The organism is Saccharospirillum sp., assembly GCF_039982735.1.
In the GTDB taxonomy this organism is placed as follows: Bacteria; Pseudomonadota; Gammaproteobacteria; order Pseudomonadales; family Natronospirillaceae; genus Saccharospirillum.
On sequence record NZ_JBDWXV010000012.1, the window covers coordinates 50,902 to 66,077 of the forward strand.

The 15,176-nt window shown below is 57.3% G+C and carries 13 protein-coding genes; 8 read left to right on the forward strand and 5 right to left on the reverse strand.

Translation table 11 applies throughout. The features are described 5' to 3' along the window. The first annotated feature begins 91 nt into the window (after positions 1-91). The gene (locus ABJT94_RS12390) at positions 92-1,705 is read left to right on the forward strand and encodes an HD domain-containing phosphohydrolase (RefSeq protein WP_348476192.1); all 1,614 of its coding nucleotides are present in this window, start codon (positions 92-94) and stop codon (positions 1,703-1,705) included. Positions 1,706-1,719: 14 nt separating this feature from the next. On the opposite strand, the gene ABJT94_RS12395 is transcribed toward ABJT94_RS12390, so the two are convergent. Next, positions 1,720-2,610 (reverse strand): LysR family transcriptional regulator, encoded by an 891-nt coding sequence (locus ABJT94_RS12395; RefSeq protein ID WP_348476193.1) that lies wholly within the window; start codon positions 2,608-2,610, stop codon positions 1,720-1,722. A 193-nt stretch (positions 2,611-2,803) separates the two neighbouring features. Here ABJT94_RS12395 and ligA point away from each other — a divergent pair, with 193 nt between their 5' ends. The 4 genes from ligA (at position 2,804) to ABJT94_RS12415 (ending at position 6,170) form a co-directional block, all read left to right on the forward strand. Beyond that, positions 2,804-3,199, forward strand: a complete 396-nt coding sequence (gene ligA / locus ABJT94_RS12400) for a protocatechuate 4,5-dioxygenase subunit alpha (RefSeq protein WP_348476194.1) — start codon at positions 2,804-2,806, stop codon at positions 3,197-3,199. Continuing rightward, entirely contained in the window at positions 3,192-4,040 is an 849-nt protein-coding gene (locus tag ABJT94_RS12405) for a class III extradiol dioxygenase subunit beta (protein ID WP_348476195.1), read from the forward strand. The genes ligA and ABJT94_RS12405 overlap by 8 nt, the downstream gene beginning before the upstream one ends. Before the next feature lie 291 nt (positions 4,041-4,331). Continuing rightward, positions 4,332-5,339, forward strand: a complete 1,008-nt coding sequence (locus tag ABJT94_RS12410) for an amidohydrolase family protein (protein WP_348476196.1) — start codon at positions 4,332-4,334, stop codon at positions 5,337-5,339. Between the two features lie 150 nt (positions 5,340-5,489). Beyond that, positions 5,490-6,170 (forward strand): VTT domain-containing protein, encoded by a 681-nt coding sequence (locus tag ABJT94_RS12415; RefSeq protein WP_348476197.1) that lies wholly within the window; start codon positions 5,490-5,492, stop codon positions 6,168-6,170. Between the two features lie 39 nt (positions 6,171-6,209). On the opposite strand, the gene ABJT94_RS12420 is transcribed toward ABJT94_RS12415, so the two are convergent. Further along, positions 6,210-8,429, reverse strand: coding sequence for a glycosyltransferase (locus ABJT94_RS12420; protein ID WP_348476198.1), 2,220 nt, complete (start codon positions 8,427-8,429; stop codon positions 6,210-6,212). A gap of 240 nt (positions 8,430-8,669) precedes the next feature. Here ABJT94_RS12420 and ABJT94_RS12425 point away from each other — a divergent pair, with 240 nt between their 5' ends. Together ABJT94_RS12425 and ABJT94_RS12430 are read left to right on the forward strand one after the other, a co-directional pair. Continuing rightward, positions 8,670-9,221: a methyltransferase domain-containing protein gene (locus ABJT94_RS12425; protein WP_213676537.1), complete on the forward strand. Its 552-nt coding sequence runs from the start codon at positions 8,670-8,672 to the stop codon at positions 9,219-9,221. Positions 9,222-9,363: 142 nt separating this feature from the next. Continuing rightward, positions 9,364-10,356, forward strand: a complete 993-nt coding sequence (locus ABJT94_RS12430) for an aldo/keto reductase (protein ID WP_348476199.1) — start codon at positions 9,364-9,366, stop codon at positions 10,354-10,356. Here the strand turns inward: ABJT94_RS12430 and ABJT94_RS12435 are convergent. Further along, a complete protein-coding gene (locus tag ABJT94_RS12435; RefSeq protein WP_348476200.1) occupies positions 10,353-11,252 on the reverse strand; it encodes a LysR substrate-binding domain-containing protein in 900 nt (299 codons plus the stop codon). The genes ABJT94_RS12430 and ABJT94_RS12435 overlap by 4 nt on opposite strands. Positions 11,253-11,401: 149 nt before the next feature. On the opposite strand from ABJT94_RS12435, the gene pobA reads away from it, so the two are divergent. Beyond that, positions 11,402-12,589 (forward strand): 4-hydroxybenzoate 3-monooxygenase, encoded by a 1,188-nt coding sequence (gene pobA / locus ABJT94_RS12440; protein WP_348476201.1) that lies wholly within the window; start codon positions 11,402-11,404, stop codon positions 12,587-12,589. Here pobA and ABJT94_RS12445 read toward each other — a convergent pair. Continuing rightward, on the reverse strand, positions 12,586-13,362 hold the full coding sequence (locus tag ABJT94_RS12445; RefSeq protein WP_348476202.1) for a TSUP family transporter: 777 nt from the start codon (positions 13,360-13,362) through the stop codon (positions 12,586-12,588). The genes pobA and ABJT94_RS12445 overlap by 4 nt on opposite strands. Before the next feature lie 62 nt (positions 13,363-13,424). Further along, the gene (gene dauA, locus ABJT94_RS12450) at positions 13,425-15,152 is read right to left on the reverse strand and encodes a C4-dicarboxylic acid transporter DauA (RefSeq protein WP_348476203.1); all 1,728 of its coding nucleotides are present in this window, start codon (positions 15,150-15,152) and stop codon (positions 13,425-13,427) included. Between the last annotated feature and the right edge of the window lie 24 nt (positions 15,153-15,176).

Here is a 15,176-nt window from a genome sequence, read left to right on the forward strand (position 1 = left end):
TGCCTTCAAAGGGGTCACGCCACCGCGCATCTGGGCTATGCTTTTCTGCTGTGGCACTGCCACGCCGTTATCGGGACCTCAGGAGCGCAGTATGACGACCCCCGACCCTTCTTTTCGACACCATTCAGAGCACGCAGACAGGGCGTTGGCCACCTGGAGTGTGGATTCCACCAGTGACTTGCTGGTCCGACTGGCCCGGGAAACCACCGTTGCCGGGTTAATGCATCGTATACTGAAAGAAGCCCGGCTGCTGACCGGGGCTGAAGGGGGCACTTTTTACCAGCTGGATGAAAGTTCGGATTCTCCTCAGTTAGTCTTTAAGGCCATTCATAATACCGTACTCGGGCTGGAAAGCCGGGACCCGGATCAGCTGAGTCAGTGGCCGGCCATTCCGCTTTATCATCGCCCGTCGAATGGCTCCGGGAGCGGTCAGCCGAATCATCAGAATGTCGCTTCCTGGGTCGCCCTGACGCGGAAGGCGGTCAATATCGATGACGTTTACCAGACCGGCGATTTTGATTTCAGCGGTACCCGCCATTTCGATGTCGAACACCGTTACCGCTCCCGCTCCATGCTCACCCTGCCGCTGTTAAACCATGAAGACCGCGTGATTGGTGTGCTGCAGCTGATTAATGCACACACCGCGGAAGGCGAGTCTCGCCCCTTTACCGATGATGACCAGCGCACCGTTCAGGCCATGGCCAAGTTCGCAGCGCTGTCGCTCGATAATCAGTTACTGGTGCAGAGCCACAAAGACCTGCTCGATGCCTTTATTCAGGCACTGGCGCGCATTATTGATGTTCGGTCTTCGCACACCTCGGCGCACTGTGAGCGCATTCCGGTGTTAACCGAAATGATGGCGCGCGCGGCCTGCGAGGAGACCGACGGCTACTTTGCCGACTTTCATCTAAACGATGATGAATGGTATGAGCTGCACGTAGCGGCCTGGCTGCATGACTGTGGCAAGCTGGCCACCTCGGAAACCATTTTAAACAAGGGTCGCAAGCTGCAAAGCCTGCTCGATGGATTCGATGCTGTCGCCGCGCGCTTCGCCGCTGCCATGGCCCAGGCAGCGTCGCCGGCAGATGCCGGTGTCTTGCGTGAAGATCTGGATTTCCTGGAACGGATCAATCGCGGCGGGGAATTCATGCCCGAGTCGGATAAAGACCGGGTTCGAGCCATTGCCACCCGCACCTGGCAGGACGCCTGGGGCAACACCCAGCCGCTGCTGAACGAGGATGAAGTCACCAATCTGTGCATTACCCGGGGCACCCTGAACGACGACGAGCGCCAGGCGATCAATCGCCACATTGACATCACCATCGATATTCTCGAGCAATTGCCTTTCCCGCCGAAGCTACGCCGGGTACCGGAATACGCGGGTGGTCACCACGAACGCATGGACGGGCGTGGCTTTCCGCGCGGCCTGACCCGAGAGCAAATGTCGATTCCGGCCCGGATGATGGGCGTGGCCGATGTGTTCGAAGCACTCACAGCGAAGGAGCGCCCCTACAAACCGCCGATGCCACTGAGCCAGGCGTTTTCCATTCTAAAAACCATGCGCGATGACCAGCACATCGACCCGGACGTGTTCGAGCTGTTTCTGCGCAGTGGTAAATGGCGGGATTATGCCGAACGTTTTCTATTGCCCGAACAGTTCGATGTAGACGACGTGTCGCCGTACTTGAGCCCCAAGCCCGCCTGACGGCGGGCTATTGTCTACATCTCAGCCGTCAGCTCTTTCAGAAACTCGATGAACAACCGGGTCTTGGCGCTGAGCATGCGGCGGCTGGTGTAGACCGCTGAGGCTTTGGCCATCAGGTCCAGCTCCATGTTCTGGGCCACCTGTACCAGCTCGCCCCGTTCGATGGCGTTACGGCAGTACAGTGAGGGCAGCAGGCCAACGCCGGAGCCGGCGATAACAGTATCGCGCACCATGATCGGGTCGGTCGTTTCAATTGAAGCCTGTATTTCCACCTTATGCTTGTCGCCCTGATAACGCACCGGCAATGCCGTCTTGTTGTAGCGGCGTTCGCAGACATGCACTTGCTCGACCAGCGCATCCAGACCGGGGAACGTATGGGCGGCGGGGTAAGTCTGCGGGCTGGCCACCCAGATCAGTGGGGTCTCAAACAGGGGTACGGCGATCAGTTCGGAATCCGGCAAGTCACCGACCTGAACGGCCAGGTCAATGTGCTCGCCGATCAGATCCACTGCGGTGGGCGTCACCTGAATGTTCAGCTGGATTTCCGGATACTGCTTGTTGAAGCGGTGCAAATGGCCCGCCAGCACATCACGGCTGAAGGCCATGGGCAATGAAATGGTCAGTTCGCCGCTGGGGGTATGGCTCAGGCCATTCATGTGGGCGTCGGCGGCCTCAACCTGCTCCATGATCAACTGACAGTGTTTGAAGAACACCTCGCCTTCGCTGGTCATCCGCATCTGGCGGGAGTTGCGTTCCAGCAGGCGCACCTGCAGGTCATCTTCCAAGCGCTGTACGAACCGGCTCACGCTCGACTTCGGCATTCGTAACGAACGTGCTGCGGCCGAAATACCTTCTTTTTCAACAACCGCAACGAAAACGGGCAAATCAGATATGTTCCACTTCATGAACGAAACGTCCTAATGTTATAGGTTGTCCCAAATTGTGCACTTAACTAGTCTGGTTGTCACCCCCAAAGCGTCGCTGAATAAAAACGGTGCCTTGTTGCCCAGCGAAAGTGACAACAGGAGGCAACCGGGACAACGACTATACTGGCAACGCCGTACCAGAATGAACCATTCAACATTGAGAGAGCGACCCATGAACCGCGAGTACCGAGACATACCGGGCACCTACGTGATGGATGGCCAGCATTGCCGCAAAGGCTACCATCTGAACATGTTCTGCATGTCACTGAACAAAGCCGAGAACCGCGACGAATTCCGCAAAGACGAAGCGGCGTATCTGGAAAAATTCAAGCTGTCCGACGAGCAGAAAAAAGCTGTCCTGGAACGGGACTGGCTGGGCATGCTGCGTCTGGGTGGCAACATTTATTACACGTTCAAACTGGCCATTTTCGATGGCCGGTCCATGCAGTTTGTCGGCGGTGCCATGTCCGACGTTACTGAAGAAGAGTTTCGTCAGATGATGATTGCCGGCGGTCGCCCGATAGAAGGCAACCGCAGTAAAAAAGAGCAGGAGCAGTCGAATGGCTAAAATTGTAACCGGGATTGGCAGCTCGCACGTGCCATCCGTTGGCGCCGTGATCGACAACAACAAAGAACAGGATCCGTACTGGAAGCCGTTGTTCGACGGTTACCAACCCGCCCGCGACTGGATACAGGACAACATGCCCGACGTGGCGATTGTGGTCTACAACGACCACGCTTCCGCCTTCGGCCTGAACCTGATCCCAACGTTTACGCTGGGCGTGGCCGATGAGTTTCCGCCCGCCGATGAAGGCTATGGCCCGCGCAAGGTTCCCACCGCTGTGGGCGATCCGGACCTGGCCTGGCACCTGGCCGAATCGCTGATTCTCGATGAATTCGACATGACCATCGCCAACGAAATGTCCGTCGACCACGGCTGCACCGTGCCGCTGTCGATCATGTTCGACAAGCCCGAGCAGTGGCCGTGCAAGATCATCCCGCTGTGCGTCAATGTGATTCAATATCCACCACCGACCGGCAAGCGCTGCTTCGACCTCGGCAAGGCAATACGCAAAGCGGTCGAAGCCTATGACAAAGACATCAAGGTCGCCATCTTTGGCACCGGTGGCATGTCACACCAGTTGCAGGGTGAACGCGCTGGCCTGGTTAACGCCGAATTCGATCAGTCGTTCCTGGACCGCCTGACCACAGACCCGGTGGGCCTGACCAAAATCCAGCACGTTGAATACATGCGCGAAGCCGGCTCTGAAGGCATCGAACTGGTGATGTGGCTGATCATGCGCGGCGCTATGGGCGACGATGCGTCGGAAACCTACAAGTTCTATCATGTACCAGCGTCCAACACCGGCGCGGGCCTGATCGTGCTTGAAGACGGCAGTCAGAAGTGACCGGTCTGCCTTCGGAGTCTAGGCTTCCCATCTAGCCATGAGCCCGTGGCAGGAACCGGGTATGCCTCTCCGGGGTCGGCATGAACCCATCCATGGGGCCTAGACCGCAGCCGAGGCGTCGGACCGATCCATACTGCGGACTCCCCCGGTGAGGCACACCCGATACCAGCCACTCAATTGGTTGAGCACTCCGAACTTGATAAACCAAAACTAATTGGTTTCGTACTTAAACACTGATTTGATTACTCAGATCCCCGCACACGCGGTATTACAACAACACTGGAGACGGCCATGATCATCGATTGCCATGGACATTACACCACCGCACCGTCGGAGCTGGGCGAATACCGTGACCAGCAAAAAGCGGAGCTTAAGAACGACCCGATGTTTCAGACGACCAAGGGTATTCTCAACATCACTGACGATCAGATTCGCGACAGCATTAAGAATAACCAGCTGAAACTGCAACAGGAACGTGGCACCGATCTGACCATTTTTTCGCCGCGCGCCAGCTGGATGGGTCATCACGTTGGTAACGAAAGCACCAGCGTCGCCTGGACTGAACACTGCAATGATCTGATTCGCCGCGTTTGCGACCTGTTCCCGCAGAACTTTGCACCGGTGGCTCAATTGCCTCAGAGCGCCAATGTTAAACCGGATGCCGTGGTGCGTGAGCTTGAACGGACCGTTAATGAGATGGGCTTCATCGGCTGTAACCTGAACCCGGACCCGTCTGGCGGTTACTGGAAAGACAAGCCGCTGCACGACAAATTCTGGTACCCGATTTACGAGAAGATGAGCGAGCTGAACATTCCGGCGATGATCCACGTATCGGGTTCGTGCCACGAATGCTTCCACACCACCAGTTCCTATTACCTCAGTGCCGACACCACCGCCTTTGTGCACCTGATGATGTCGGACCTGTTCAAGGATTTTCCGGATCTGAAGTTTATTATCCCACACGGTGGTGGCGCTGTGCCTTACCACTGGGGTCGTTTCCGGGGCATTGCCCAGGACCAGGGGTTCGATCTGGAAGAGAAGGTGTTGAACAATATCTACTTCGATACCTGCGTCTACCACCAGGAAGGCATCGACTTGCTGCTCGACGTGATTCCGACCAAAAACGTGCTGTTTGCTTCGGAAATGATTGGCGCGGTACGCGGCATCGACCCGCGCACCGGTCACTACTTCGACGATACCAAGCGTTACATCGACGGCAATACCAAGTTGAACGCCGCCGAGAAGAAGATGGTATTTGAAGACAACGCGCGCGCTGTCTTCCCACGCCTTAAGGTCTGATCCGGTATCGGGCCAGCCGACTTCCTTGTGTTGTGCTTTCTGACCCGCCTCTGGCGGGTCTTTTTTTTGCCCGTCGCTTGAACTTGTACCGTCCATACCGGAGGATACGCCCTTCACTTCTCTGGATGGGCTTGCCCGTCAGGAACCACAATGCCCCGCACAGTCATTCGTCTACTCGTCCTGGTCGTGCTGCTGATCGTTATGGCAATTCTGTGGCGCTACCTGGCCAGCACCAACCTGCTGACACCAGAACAGCTGGAGAACTGGCTAGGCCGGCTGGATGCAGTCCGGTCTTCGCCCTGGGTTGTTCCCGGCACAATGCTTGTCTATGTCATCGCTCTGTTGCTCGCCTTTCCGCTGACCTTGCTGGTGGTTCTGACTGGCCTGTTGTTCGGCCCCTGGTGGGGTCTGTTGTACGCCACACTGGGTACACTGAGTTCATCGGGGGTGACGTTCTGGATAGGGCATCTGCTGGGGCGCGAGCCGCTGGAGCGTCATGGTGGCAAGCACCTGAAGTCACTCTCCGGTTACATGAGCGTGCGCGGTATTCGCGCCATGATCCTGATCAACCTGCTGCCGCTGGCGCCGTTCACCTTCACTAACCTGATGGCGGGTGCCTTCAACATGCCCTTTGCTCGCTATATGGTCGGTTCGGCCATCGGCATTATTCCCGGATTGGCGTTCGTGACGGTGCTGGGCGGCCAGGCTGGTCGCATCCTGCAGGCCGAAGACAACCAGGACTTGATGTGGGCCCTTGGCATCTCGGTGATCGTCGCTTTGCTGTTTGGCACCGTAATGGTGCTGGTGCGACGCTACCGCAATCGATCCTAGGGAGCCTCGGGTCCCAGGGGGGAGTTACTCAAAGGTTCCCTAGCTGAGTTCCTTAGCACGGCGGGCCAACAGTTCGCTGTAAAACCGGTTGATGTGTTCTGCAAAGGCATCGGTATCGTAGTGGCTGGCAAAGTCCACCGCCCGTTCTGCGAACTCGGCGCGAACGTCATCTTGTTCGATCAGGTACTGCACGCGCTCGACCCACAGGTCCACCCGGTCGAAGGTTTTAAAGCCGGTTTGGCCATCCTGTATCACATCATCGGTGCCGCTGGAGCGAACCGCCACCACAGGCAGACCGGCGGCCATTGCTTCCAGTATCACCATGCCCTGGGTTTCTGATTTCGACGCGAACACAAAAACATCGGCCAGTTGATAATAGTCGGGAATGGTATCCGGGCTGACGGCTCCCACCAGCGTCACCGATGCCTGCAGACCCAACGCCTCAATTTTTGCTTCCAGCACCGGGCGTTCGTCGCCCTCGCCCACCAGCAGCAAGCGCACGTTCTTATCCGTTTTCTGTTGCAACTGATGCATCGCATCGACCAGAAAGGCCACGTTCTTTTCCTTACCCAGACGCGACACACTAACCAGCACACGGTCGGTTTTTTCAATCTGAAAATGCGCCTTGAGCTCGGCGATCCGGTTGTCATTGCGCTGGTTGAACCGTTCGAAATCAATACCGGTCGGTTGCACACACACTGGCGATTTCACGCCAATCAGTCGCAGGTATTCCTCCGTTGACACCGTCGGCACAATCACCCCATCGCAGCGGTTGCAAAACCGCCGGATCAGTTCATGCGAAATAACATTCCGGAAGATACGCCCCGGCAACGGTACATAATGCGCGTACATTTCAAGACGGGTATGGTAGGTGTATACAGAAACCACCCTGTTTCGCCGGGCCAGCCACAAACCAATGGATCCGAGCCAGAACGGATGATGCAAATGCACGATGTCTGGTTTGTAATCCCGAAAAAGCCTGAAAATACTTCGTTGAAACACATTGGCGAGCCGGAACTCGCGCTTGCTGCCAAAGGCGGCGAGCGTTCTGACACGCAGTGTGTCTTCCCTTGGCTCGCCATCCTGATCGTACCGGGGCGCGACCACTTTTACCTCGTGCCCGTGCGCTTTCAAACCGCGCAATAACCGCTCTATAGAAATGGTCACGCCGGAAATAAACGGGAAGAAATTGTTAGTGAAAAACAGGACCCGCTTCGGCTGATCACGCCAGGGCGTGTCGTCAATGGCATACTGGGAATAAAAATCCCGGTCTTCAAACAGGGTTTCGCGCAATTTGAGGCCGATCAGCACCAGCATACTGAGAATGATCAGAAAACGCCCGAAACTGACGTAAAAGAAGGTATAGACCGAAGACCAGAGACTCTCAAAGGTGCGATACCAGGAGGTTTCAAAAATATCGAGGTGCCGCACTTCAGCGATCACCTCATCGGCTTCTACCCGGATCCTCAGATAATGATGAAAGCTGTTTTCGTCGTCGATGATCAGACCGCCGCCACCCCCCGTGGTAACGTAGCGTACGCCTTCAATTGTCTGATCGTAATAAACCGATATCTGCGATGAAAATACGATGTCCACCTGGTGGGTTTCGAACAGGGCTCTCATCTCGGCCCCTACCCGGTCGTTCTCGAAATAGCTGTCTTCCTGAAAGATCGGTGTGTTGTGCGCTGGCGGGTGAACCGGCGAGCCGATAAACACAAAATGATGGTCCGCTTCAGACGTCGACAATTCATGTTCAAGCCAGTCCAGTTGCCAGTTATAAGCGGTGTTGTCGGTACTGTCGAGAAAGATGAATTTGGCGTTGGCGGCTGCGAACGAATAGAAATGCGGCCCGTACTGTTCATAGAACCGCAGCCGCCCCAGTTCACCGTCTTCATTTTTTCCGTAAGTGAGCAACCAGGGCTGGTTCAGGTTGGAGAAAATGGTGTAGACCGAGCGGTAGTTCTCGGCGGCTCCCCCGCTGACCGCGTTACCGGCAGACACCGTGAATTCCGACTCACTGGCGTTGATGACCGGTATGATCTGGTCCTGAAAAATACTGACCGAGTTATTAACGTTACCAACGACCGAAAACTCAAAACGCTCGCGACCGTCGAGCCGGCTCTGAATGCGCTCGATCTGACCGGCATGCATCGAACTGACTTTCGGCTCGGAGAAGTTCAGATACAGCTGGTACGCCACCAACGCGGCGATTACACCAATGTTGATGTAATACAGAGTACGTTTGGTCGATTTGCGCACGGCCGGCACCTTTTCCCTGACTGAACAGTGGCCAGTATGGAGGCTGAGTCAGATGCCGTCTACGTTAGCCATTGGTCATCTTCTGTGTGAGTGAGTTGAAAAGAGGGTGCCAGACTGGCCTGCGGGCTGGTACATTGGAGCACTGCTCAGCCAATACCCTGGGTTTCAGGACACCGCTGACGACCCGGCAGGCACCAACCACAATAACAACCTTCCCCAACAGGCGACCAGGCAGGTGAGATGTTGAGTACTTGGACCTTTATGAAGCGCTTTGCGCGGTCACCGGCGGCCATTGGCAGCATTGTGCCTAGCAGCCGGTTTCTGGTGACCCGGATGCTGGAAAGCGTAGACTGGCAAACCACCGACCATATTGTCGAACTCGGCGCGGGTACCGGCGTCATCACCGCCGCCATCGATGCCCAGCGCAAACCCGGCTCAACTTTTATCAGTTTCGAGCGCGACGACGACATGCGCCACGAGTTGAACGCGCGCTTCCCGGACGTACACACCCATCACGATGCCTTTCTGCTGCCTGATGTTCTGGCAAACCACGATCTGAACAGCGTCGATTGCGTGATATCTGGCCTGCCGTTCGCCAATTTCGACAACCAGCAGCGCCATGCCCTGTTTTCAGACATTCACGCCGCCCTGCGCCCGGGCGGGGTATTCATCGCCTTTCAGTACACCCGGCTGCTGCAACCCTACTTCCTGTCGGTTTACGGTCGTTACGAATGCAAGCGCGTGCTGATCAACATACCCCCCGCCCTGGTCTATTTTTGCACCAAGCAATAGCCTCTTTTGCCCCCCTGCTCAGTCACCGCACCTGACGCCCCTCACCGGGCATTGCTGGCCGACATTGGCTGCAACAGAGCGTACTAACCATGAAACGCCGCAAAATCGTACACTGGCCCCAACTCAAACAGCGGAGAGCCCCATGAAGAACCTGAAAGACACCCGTCGCATCGGCCTTGGCTGCATGAACCTGTCGCACGCCTATGGCCCGCGGCCTGCTGAGGCCGACGCCATTACCTTCCTGAACGAAGCGCTCGACCTGGGTTACGACCACCTCGATTCGGCCGCTCTCTACGGCTTTGGCAACAACGAATCGCTGCTCGGCAAAGCCGTAATGCACCGTCGCGATGAGTTTTACCTGGCCAGCAAGTGCGGCATGTTCAAGGACGGAACCGGTCAGCGTTCGATCGATGGCCACCCCGATGTAATCAAACAAACCTGTGAAGACGCTCTGCGCCGCCTGAACACCGAGGTGATCGACCTCTATTACCTGCACCGCTGGGACAAGCGCATTCCCATTGAAGAGAGCGTCGGCGCCATGGCCGACCTGGTGCAACAGGGCAAGGTGCGGCATCTCGGCCTGTCGGAAGTCTCCGCCGATACCCTGGCCAAGGCGCACCGCGAACACCCGATCACCGCCCTGCAGACTGAATACTCTCTGTGGAGCCGCAACCCGGAAATCGCCGTGCTGCGCGCCTGCGAAGAGCTCGATGTTACTTTTGTCGCCTTCAGCCCACTGGCCCGGGGCTACCTCAGTGGTGAACTGACCAACCCGAACCAGCTGCCGGAGAACGACATTCGCCGCAAGATGCCGCGTTTTTCAGAGGAACACTATCCGAAAAACCTGACCCTGCTGGAACCGGTCAAATCAATCGCGGCGGATCTGGGCATCACCCCCGCACAACTGACCCTGGCCTGGGTGCTGAACCAGACCCCGACCATTGTCGCCATTCCGGGCACCACCAAACTCGACCACGCCCGGGATAACCTGGCCGCCGCCGACATTGAACTCAGTGACGACGTTCTGGACGCACTCGACCAGGCCATCAATCTCGACACCGTCAGCGGCCCGCGTTACGGCAAGGCGACACTGGCTGAGATCGATACCGAGTTGTTCGATAGCGAAAAAGATTAACGCTCCAACTGGGCTGCCACTCTTCGTACATGGCCCGCCAGGATCGCACTGGTGGGCGTTAACGGGCTTTCCCGCCGCTGAACCAAATACAACGACTGGGTAGGCAGCGGGTCGCTGATGGGGAGTTCCGTCAGTACTGGGGCGTACAGTGGCTGACGGCTGAACTTGGCCGGCAGCAGTGTCACCGCATCGGAATCCAGCAGGAATGCCAGCGTACTGGTCAGGGAGTAGGATTCCATCTGCGGTGGTGGTGCGCTCAAGCCAAAGTGCCGGAACAGGTCGATCACCAGAGGGCTGACGTGAGACCCGGCGCCCACGTGCAACCAGGGGGCGGAGATCAGTTCCGTCAGGTGGCGGCAGTTGCGAAACCGACCTTCTCGCCGGGTAATAACCGCCATTTCCATGCTCTGCAAAACGTCCACCTGGAACTCGCTTTCCGGCAAAGCTTGCCACAAAGGAGATACCGCAAAATCCAGACTGCCGCCGCGCAGCCGCTCCACCGCCTGCTCCTGCATGCCCTCAAAGATATCGAGCCTCACACCCGGGCAATCCCGCTGGAACAGCCGAACCGCACGCGCCACCCAGTCTACTGAGGAAGCGGGTGCCAGCATGATACGCACCACCCCTTCGCGCTCACCCCGCATTTGCGCCACTTCATCAACGGCTCTCTGGGTCTCATTGACAATGGTTCGGGCACGGCGGGCAAACGCTTCCCCGTAGTCGGTGAGCGCTACGCCCTGGGCACTGCGCTGTAGCAGTGCCACACCCAATTCCTCTTCCAGTTGCCGCAATTTTCGCGAAACACCCGGCTGCGACAGATTCATCTGACGGGCCGCAGCCCTGATACTGCCGTGTGTCAACGTGGCCAGGAAGGTTTCTATCAGATCCAGCTTCATGGGTGCCTATCAGGTTTTATTATCACCTGAGCCATATTGACATCTTATGGCATCGCCTGGCCAGTGCTACTGTTTCCTGTAGCCGCACTTACACGCACATGACTGACTGAACGGTGAACCCATTCGATGCTGTTACGGAGGCTCAACGCATGATCGAATCCAAGACTCAGGTTGCCATCATCGGCGGCGGACCCAGTGGCATGTTGTTGTCGCTGCTGTTGCATCAGGAAGGCATCGACAACGTGGTGCTCGAACGCTCGAGGCGGGCGCATGTGCTGTCGCGCATTCGCGCCGGAGTGCTGGAGTGGAGTACGGTGGAACTGTTGCGCCGGGCCGGGATCGGCAAACGAATGGACCGCGAAGGTCACGTTCACAATGGCACCCAGGTGGCCTGGGGCGGTGAACACACCCTGTTGTTCGACATCAACACCTACACCGGTCGCCATTTGATGGCCTATGGCCAGACCGCCATCACCGAAGACCTGTACCAGGCACACGATGCCCTGGGGTCTGAGGTGCACCATGAGGTCGAGCAGGTCGAATTGCATGATTTGACTGGCCAGCCTTTTGTGACCTACACCCGGGATGGCCAGGCATACCGGCTAACCTGCGATGCGATCGCCGGGTGCGACGGATTTCACGGCGTGTCGCGCGGGTCCATTCCAGCCAGCGTGCAACGCAATTTCGAGAAGGTGTACCCCTTCGGCTGGCTGGGCATTCTGTCGGAAACCCCACCGCTGGATGACATCTGGTACATCCAGCATCCGGATGGATTCGCCCTGGCCTCACAACGCAACCCGATGCTGAGCCGCTACTACGTGCAATGCGATCTGAACGACCGTCCGGAAGACTGGTCTGACGAGCGCTTCTGGCAAACCCTGCTGGAGCGGATGCCGCCGGAGCTGGCGGCTCAGGTCGTCACGGGGCCGTCCATTGAAAAGTCGATAGCGCCGCTGCGCAGCTTTGTGACAGAACCGATGCGTTACGGGCAGTTATTTCTGGTCGGCGATGCAGCCCACATCGTACCGCCCACGGGCGCCAAGGGCTTGAACCTGGCGATGTCGGATGTCTACTATTTATGGCGCGCTCTGGTCGGTCGCTACCGGCACAACAGTGAACAGTTGGTCGATCGCTATTCGCAGGTCGCGCTGAAACGCGTCTGGGACACGACCCGGTTCAGTTGGTGGGTGACCACCCTGTTGCATCGCTTCCCGGACCAGACCGACTTTGATATGCGCACCCGGCTTTCCGAGTTGCAGTATCTGTCGGAATCACCGGTGGCCATGCATCAATTGGCCGAACAATACGGTGGTTTTCCGATTGAAGACTGGGGCTAAAAGAGCTGAACTACGCCAATTCCGCTGGTGATCAACAACACCCAACCGAGGCCCTGATAAAACCGCGTGGCCTCGGTCTTAAGTAAGCGGGTATGGAACCGCAAGCCCATCACATGGCCAATCGCCGCGGCAGGCAGTAACCACAGCTGATGAATCAGTTGCAGATCGACATCGAACGCTATAAACGCTGTCAGCTTGATGCACACCAGAATAAACCAGAGCACAAAGAGGGTGTCACGCAGCTGAAAACGAGGAATTTTCTGCGACACCACGGCGATGATCAGCGGTGCGCCGACCAAAGAAGTACCGCTGATATAACCGCCTAATGCGAGAAAAACACCATCAAGCCATTTACTGTTGCTGCGAAAGGGCATCTGCAAAATGTAGGTAATGGAATATAGCCCGACAATGACGAAAATAATGCCACTCATCACCGCATCGGGCAGAGTCAGCAAACCGAACACACCAATCAGCTTGGGGATCAGCAAGATCAGAATCACGGTGCGCAAATAGCGCCAGTTGATGCTGCCCTCTGCATGCTCCGTATCCGTTGCCCTGGGTCGATTACGATGACTTTGCCAAACCGTGATCGAGGAGAACACCAGCAGGTGTATCGCAATGATCGGCAGAAAAACCACCGGCCGGTCGCTGATCAGCAACAGAAACGGCAACGCCAATGCCGCACCGCCAAACCCCAGACCAGAACGGACAAAGCCACTCCAGACAAAGGTCAGGAAAATACCCGTCAGTTGTAACCAGGAAAGATCAGCCACGGCAGGCTCCGTCGAATGGGGAGCACAGTGTAACCGTCTGTCAAAAAAAATCAGCGTTGGGGTTAATCAAGTTCCGACCGAACCGCCTGCAACGCTTCATTCAGTGTTGAAAAATACTGACTGACCCCGGGTACCGGTTTTACCTTTGCGCGAGCCAGGGTTTTCAGCGGCTGGAATTGCAGGTCGGCGATGAAAATACGGGTGTTGTTTCGGCCGCAGTTCGCGATCAGTTTTTCCAGCGCGGCAAGCCCGCCGGCATCGAGAATCGGGACGCCATCCATGTACAGGATGATACCCTGGCGTTGCTGGCACAGTTGCGCAATGTCACCGAACACACGGTCGGCAGCGGCAAAGAACAGGGGCCCGTTGATCTTTAGCGCTGTCCAGCCTTCCGGCAATTCACCGTCGATCTGTTTGCGGTTCTGGCTAATATCGGTGACGCGGGTCATCTCGGCGATTTCTTTCACAAACAGCACCGCCGCCAGCAATATACCTACGGTAATGGCCATGACCATATCGATCAGAACCGTCAGCGAAAAACAGGTCAGGAAGACCCAAATGTCCCCTCTAGGTGCGGTCTTCAGCAGATGCACCGCTTTGGGCGCTTCGCTCATGTTCCAGGCCACCATCAGCAACAAAGCAGCCATCGCGGGCATGGGCAACAAGGCGAGTACCGGTGTCAATGCCACAAGACCCAGCAATACCACACCGGCATGCACCATGGCCGAAACCGGGCTGACCGCACCGTTTTTGAAGTTTGCGGCCGACCGGGCGAGTGCCGCCGTTGCGGTAATGCCGCCGAAGAAGGGGGTAACGATGTTACCAATGCCCTGCCCCAGCAACTCACTGTTGGCACTGTGTCGCTTGCCCGACATGCCATCGAGTACCACGGCGCAAAGCAGAGATTCGATGGCGCCGAGCATGGCAATGGCAAAGGCGGCGGGCAGTAATTCGATGACCAGCGCCCAGCTCAACCCAACCGGCAAGCCATCGCCACCGGCGCGCTGCCAGGGCCACTCAAAGGCTGGCAGCACCGGTGGAATGCCCTGCCCCGTCGACCCATCGGCCAGGGAATAACTGAACCGGCTGCCTATGGTATCCACTGACCAGCCCTGGCTGTTCAGCCACCAGGCGATCAGAGTGCCCACTACCACCGCCGGTAAATGCGCCGGCACCGGCCAGCGCAACCGGGGCCAGAATACCAGAACGGCAAAGGTGGCGGCGGCCACAAACACACTGGGCCAGGCTAGTTCGGGGAGCGACTGTGCCAGTAGCCAGACTTTGTCGGCGGTGTGTTCCGGCATCGAGTCTATCGGTAAACCGAACACATCCTTCACCTGCAAGACGGCGATCACAACGGCGATGCCCGCCGTGAACCCCAGGGTCACCGATTCCGGAATGTATTCAATCAGCCGGCCCAGGCGCAGCACTGCCAGCCCGACCAGAATCATGCCGGACATCACGGTGGCCAGTAACAGACCGCCCAGGCCATAGCGCTGGGCAATAGGGTACAGGATAACGACGAAGGCGGCCGTAGGGCCGGAGATGCTGTAGCGGGAACCGCCGGTCAGGGCAATCACAAAGCCGGCAATGATCGCGGTGTAGAGACCGTATTGAGGAGGGACACCGCTGGCAATCGCCAGGGCCATGGCCAGCGGAATGGCAATAATGCCAACGGTGATGCCCGCCAGCAGATCACGCAACAGCTTGCCTGTGGTATAGCCTTCAGCCATCACCTCACGCAGTGCATGGGCTGGCCTTAGGGAGAACAGATGCGCGCGATGGGGCATGACAGGTAACGGCCTCTACATTAG

What these genes read in the sequence shown, in the direction of transcription:
- ABJT94_RS12390 (WP_348476192.1), top strand. Translation starts at nt 92, where the DNA reads ATGACGACCCCCGACCCTTCTTTTCGACACCATTCAGAGCACGCAGAC.
- ABJT94_RS12395 (WP_348476193.1), bottom strand. Translation starts at nt 2,610, where the DNA reads ATGAAGTGGAACATATCTGATTTGCCCGTTTTCGTTGCGGTTGTTGAA.
- ligA (WP_348476194.1), top strand. Translation starts at nt 2,804, where the DNA reads ATGAACCGCGAGTACCGAGACATACCGGGCACCTACGTGATGGATGGC.
- ABJT94_RS12405 (WP_348476195.1), top strand. Translation starts at nt 3,192, where the DNA reads ATGGCTAAAATTGTAACCGGGATTGGCAGCTCGCACGTGCCATCCGTT.
- ABJT94_RS12410 (WP_348476196.1), top strand. Translation starts at nt 4,332, where the DNA reads ATGATCATCGATTGCCATGGACATTACACCACCGCACCGTCGGAGCTG.
- ABJT94_RS12415 (WP_348476197.1), top strand. Translation starts at nt 5,490, where the DNA reads ATGCCCCGCACAGTCATTCGTCTACTCGTCCTGGTCGTGCTGCTGATC.
- ABJT94_RS12425 (WP_213676537.1), top strand. Translation starts at nt 8,670, where the DNA reads ATGTTGAGTACTTGGACCTTTATGAAGCGCTTTGCGCGGTCACCGGCG.
- ABJT94_RS12430 (WP_348476199.1), top strand. Translation starts at nt 9,364, where the DNA reads ATGAAGAACCTGAAAGACACCCGTCGCATCGGCCTTGGCTGCATGAAC.
- ABJT94_RS12435 (WP_348476200.1), bottom strand. Translation starts at nt 11,252, where the DNA reads ATGAAGCTGGATCTGATAGAAACCTTCCTGGCCACGTTGACACACGGC.
- pobA (WP_348476201.1), top strand. Translation starts at nt 11,402, where the DNA reads ATGATCGAATCCAAGACTCAGGTTGCCATCATCGGCGGCGGACCCAGT.
- dauA (WP_348476203.1), bottom strand. Translation starts at nt 15,152, where the DNA reads ATGCCCCATCGCGCGCATCTGTTCTCCCTAAGGCCAGCCCATGCACTG.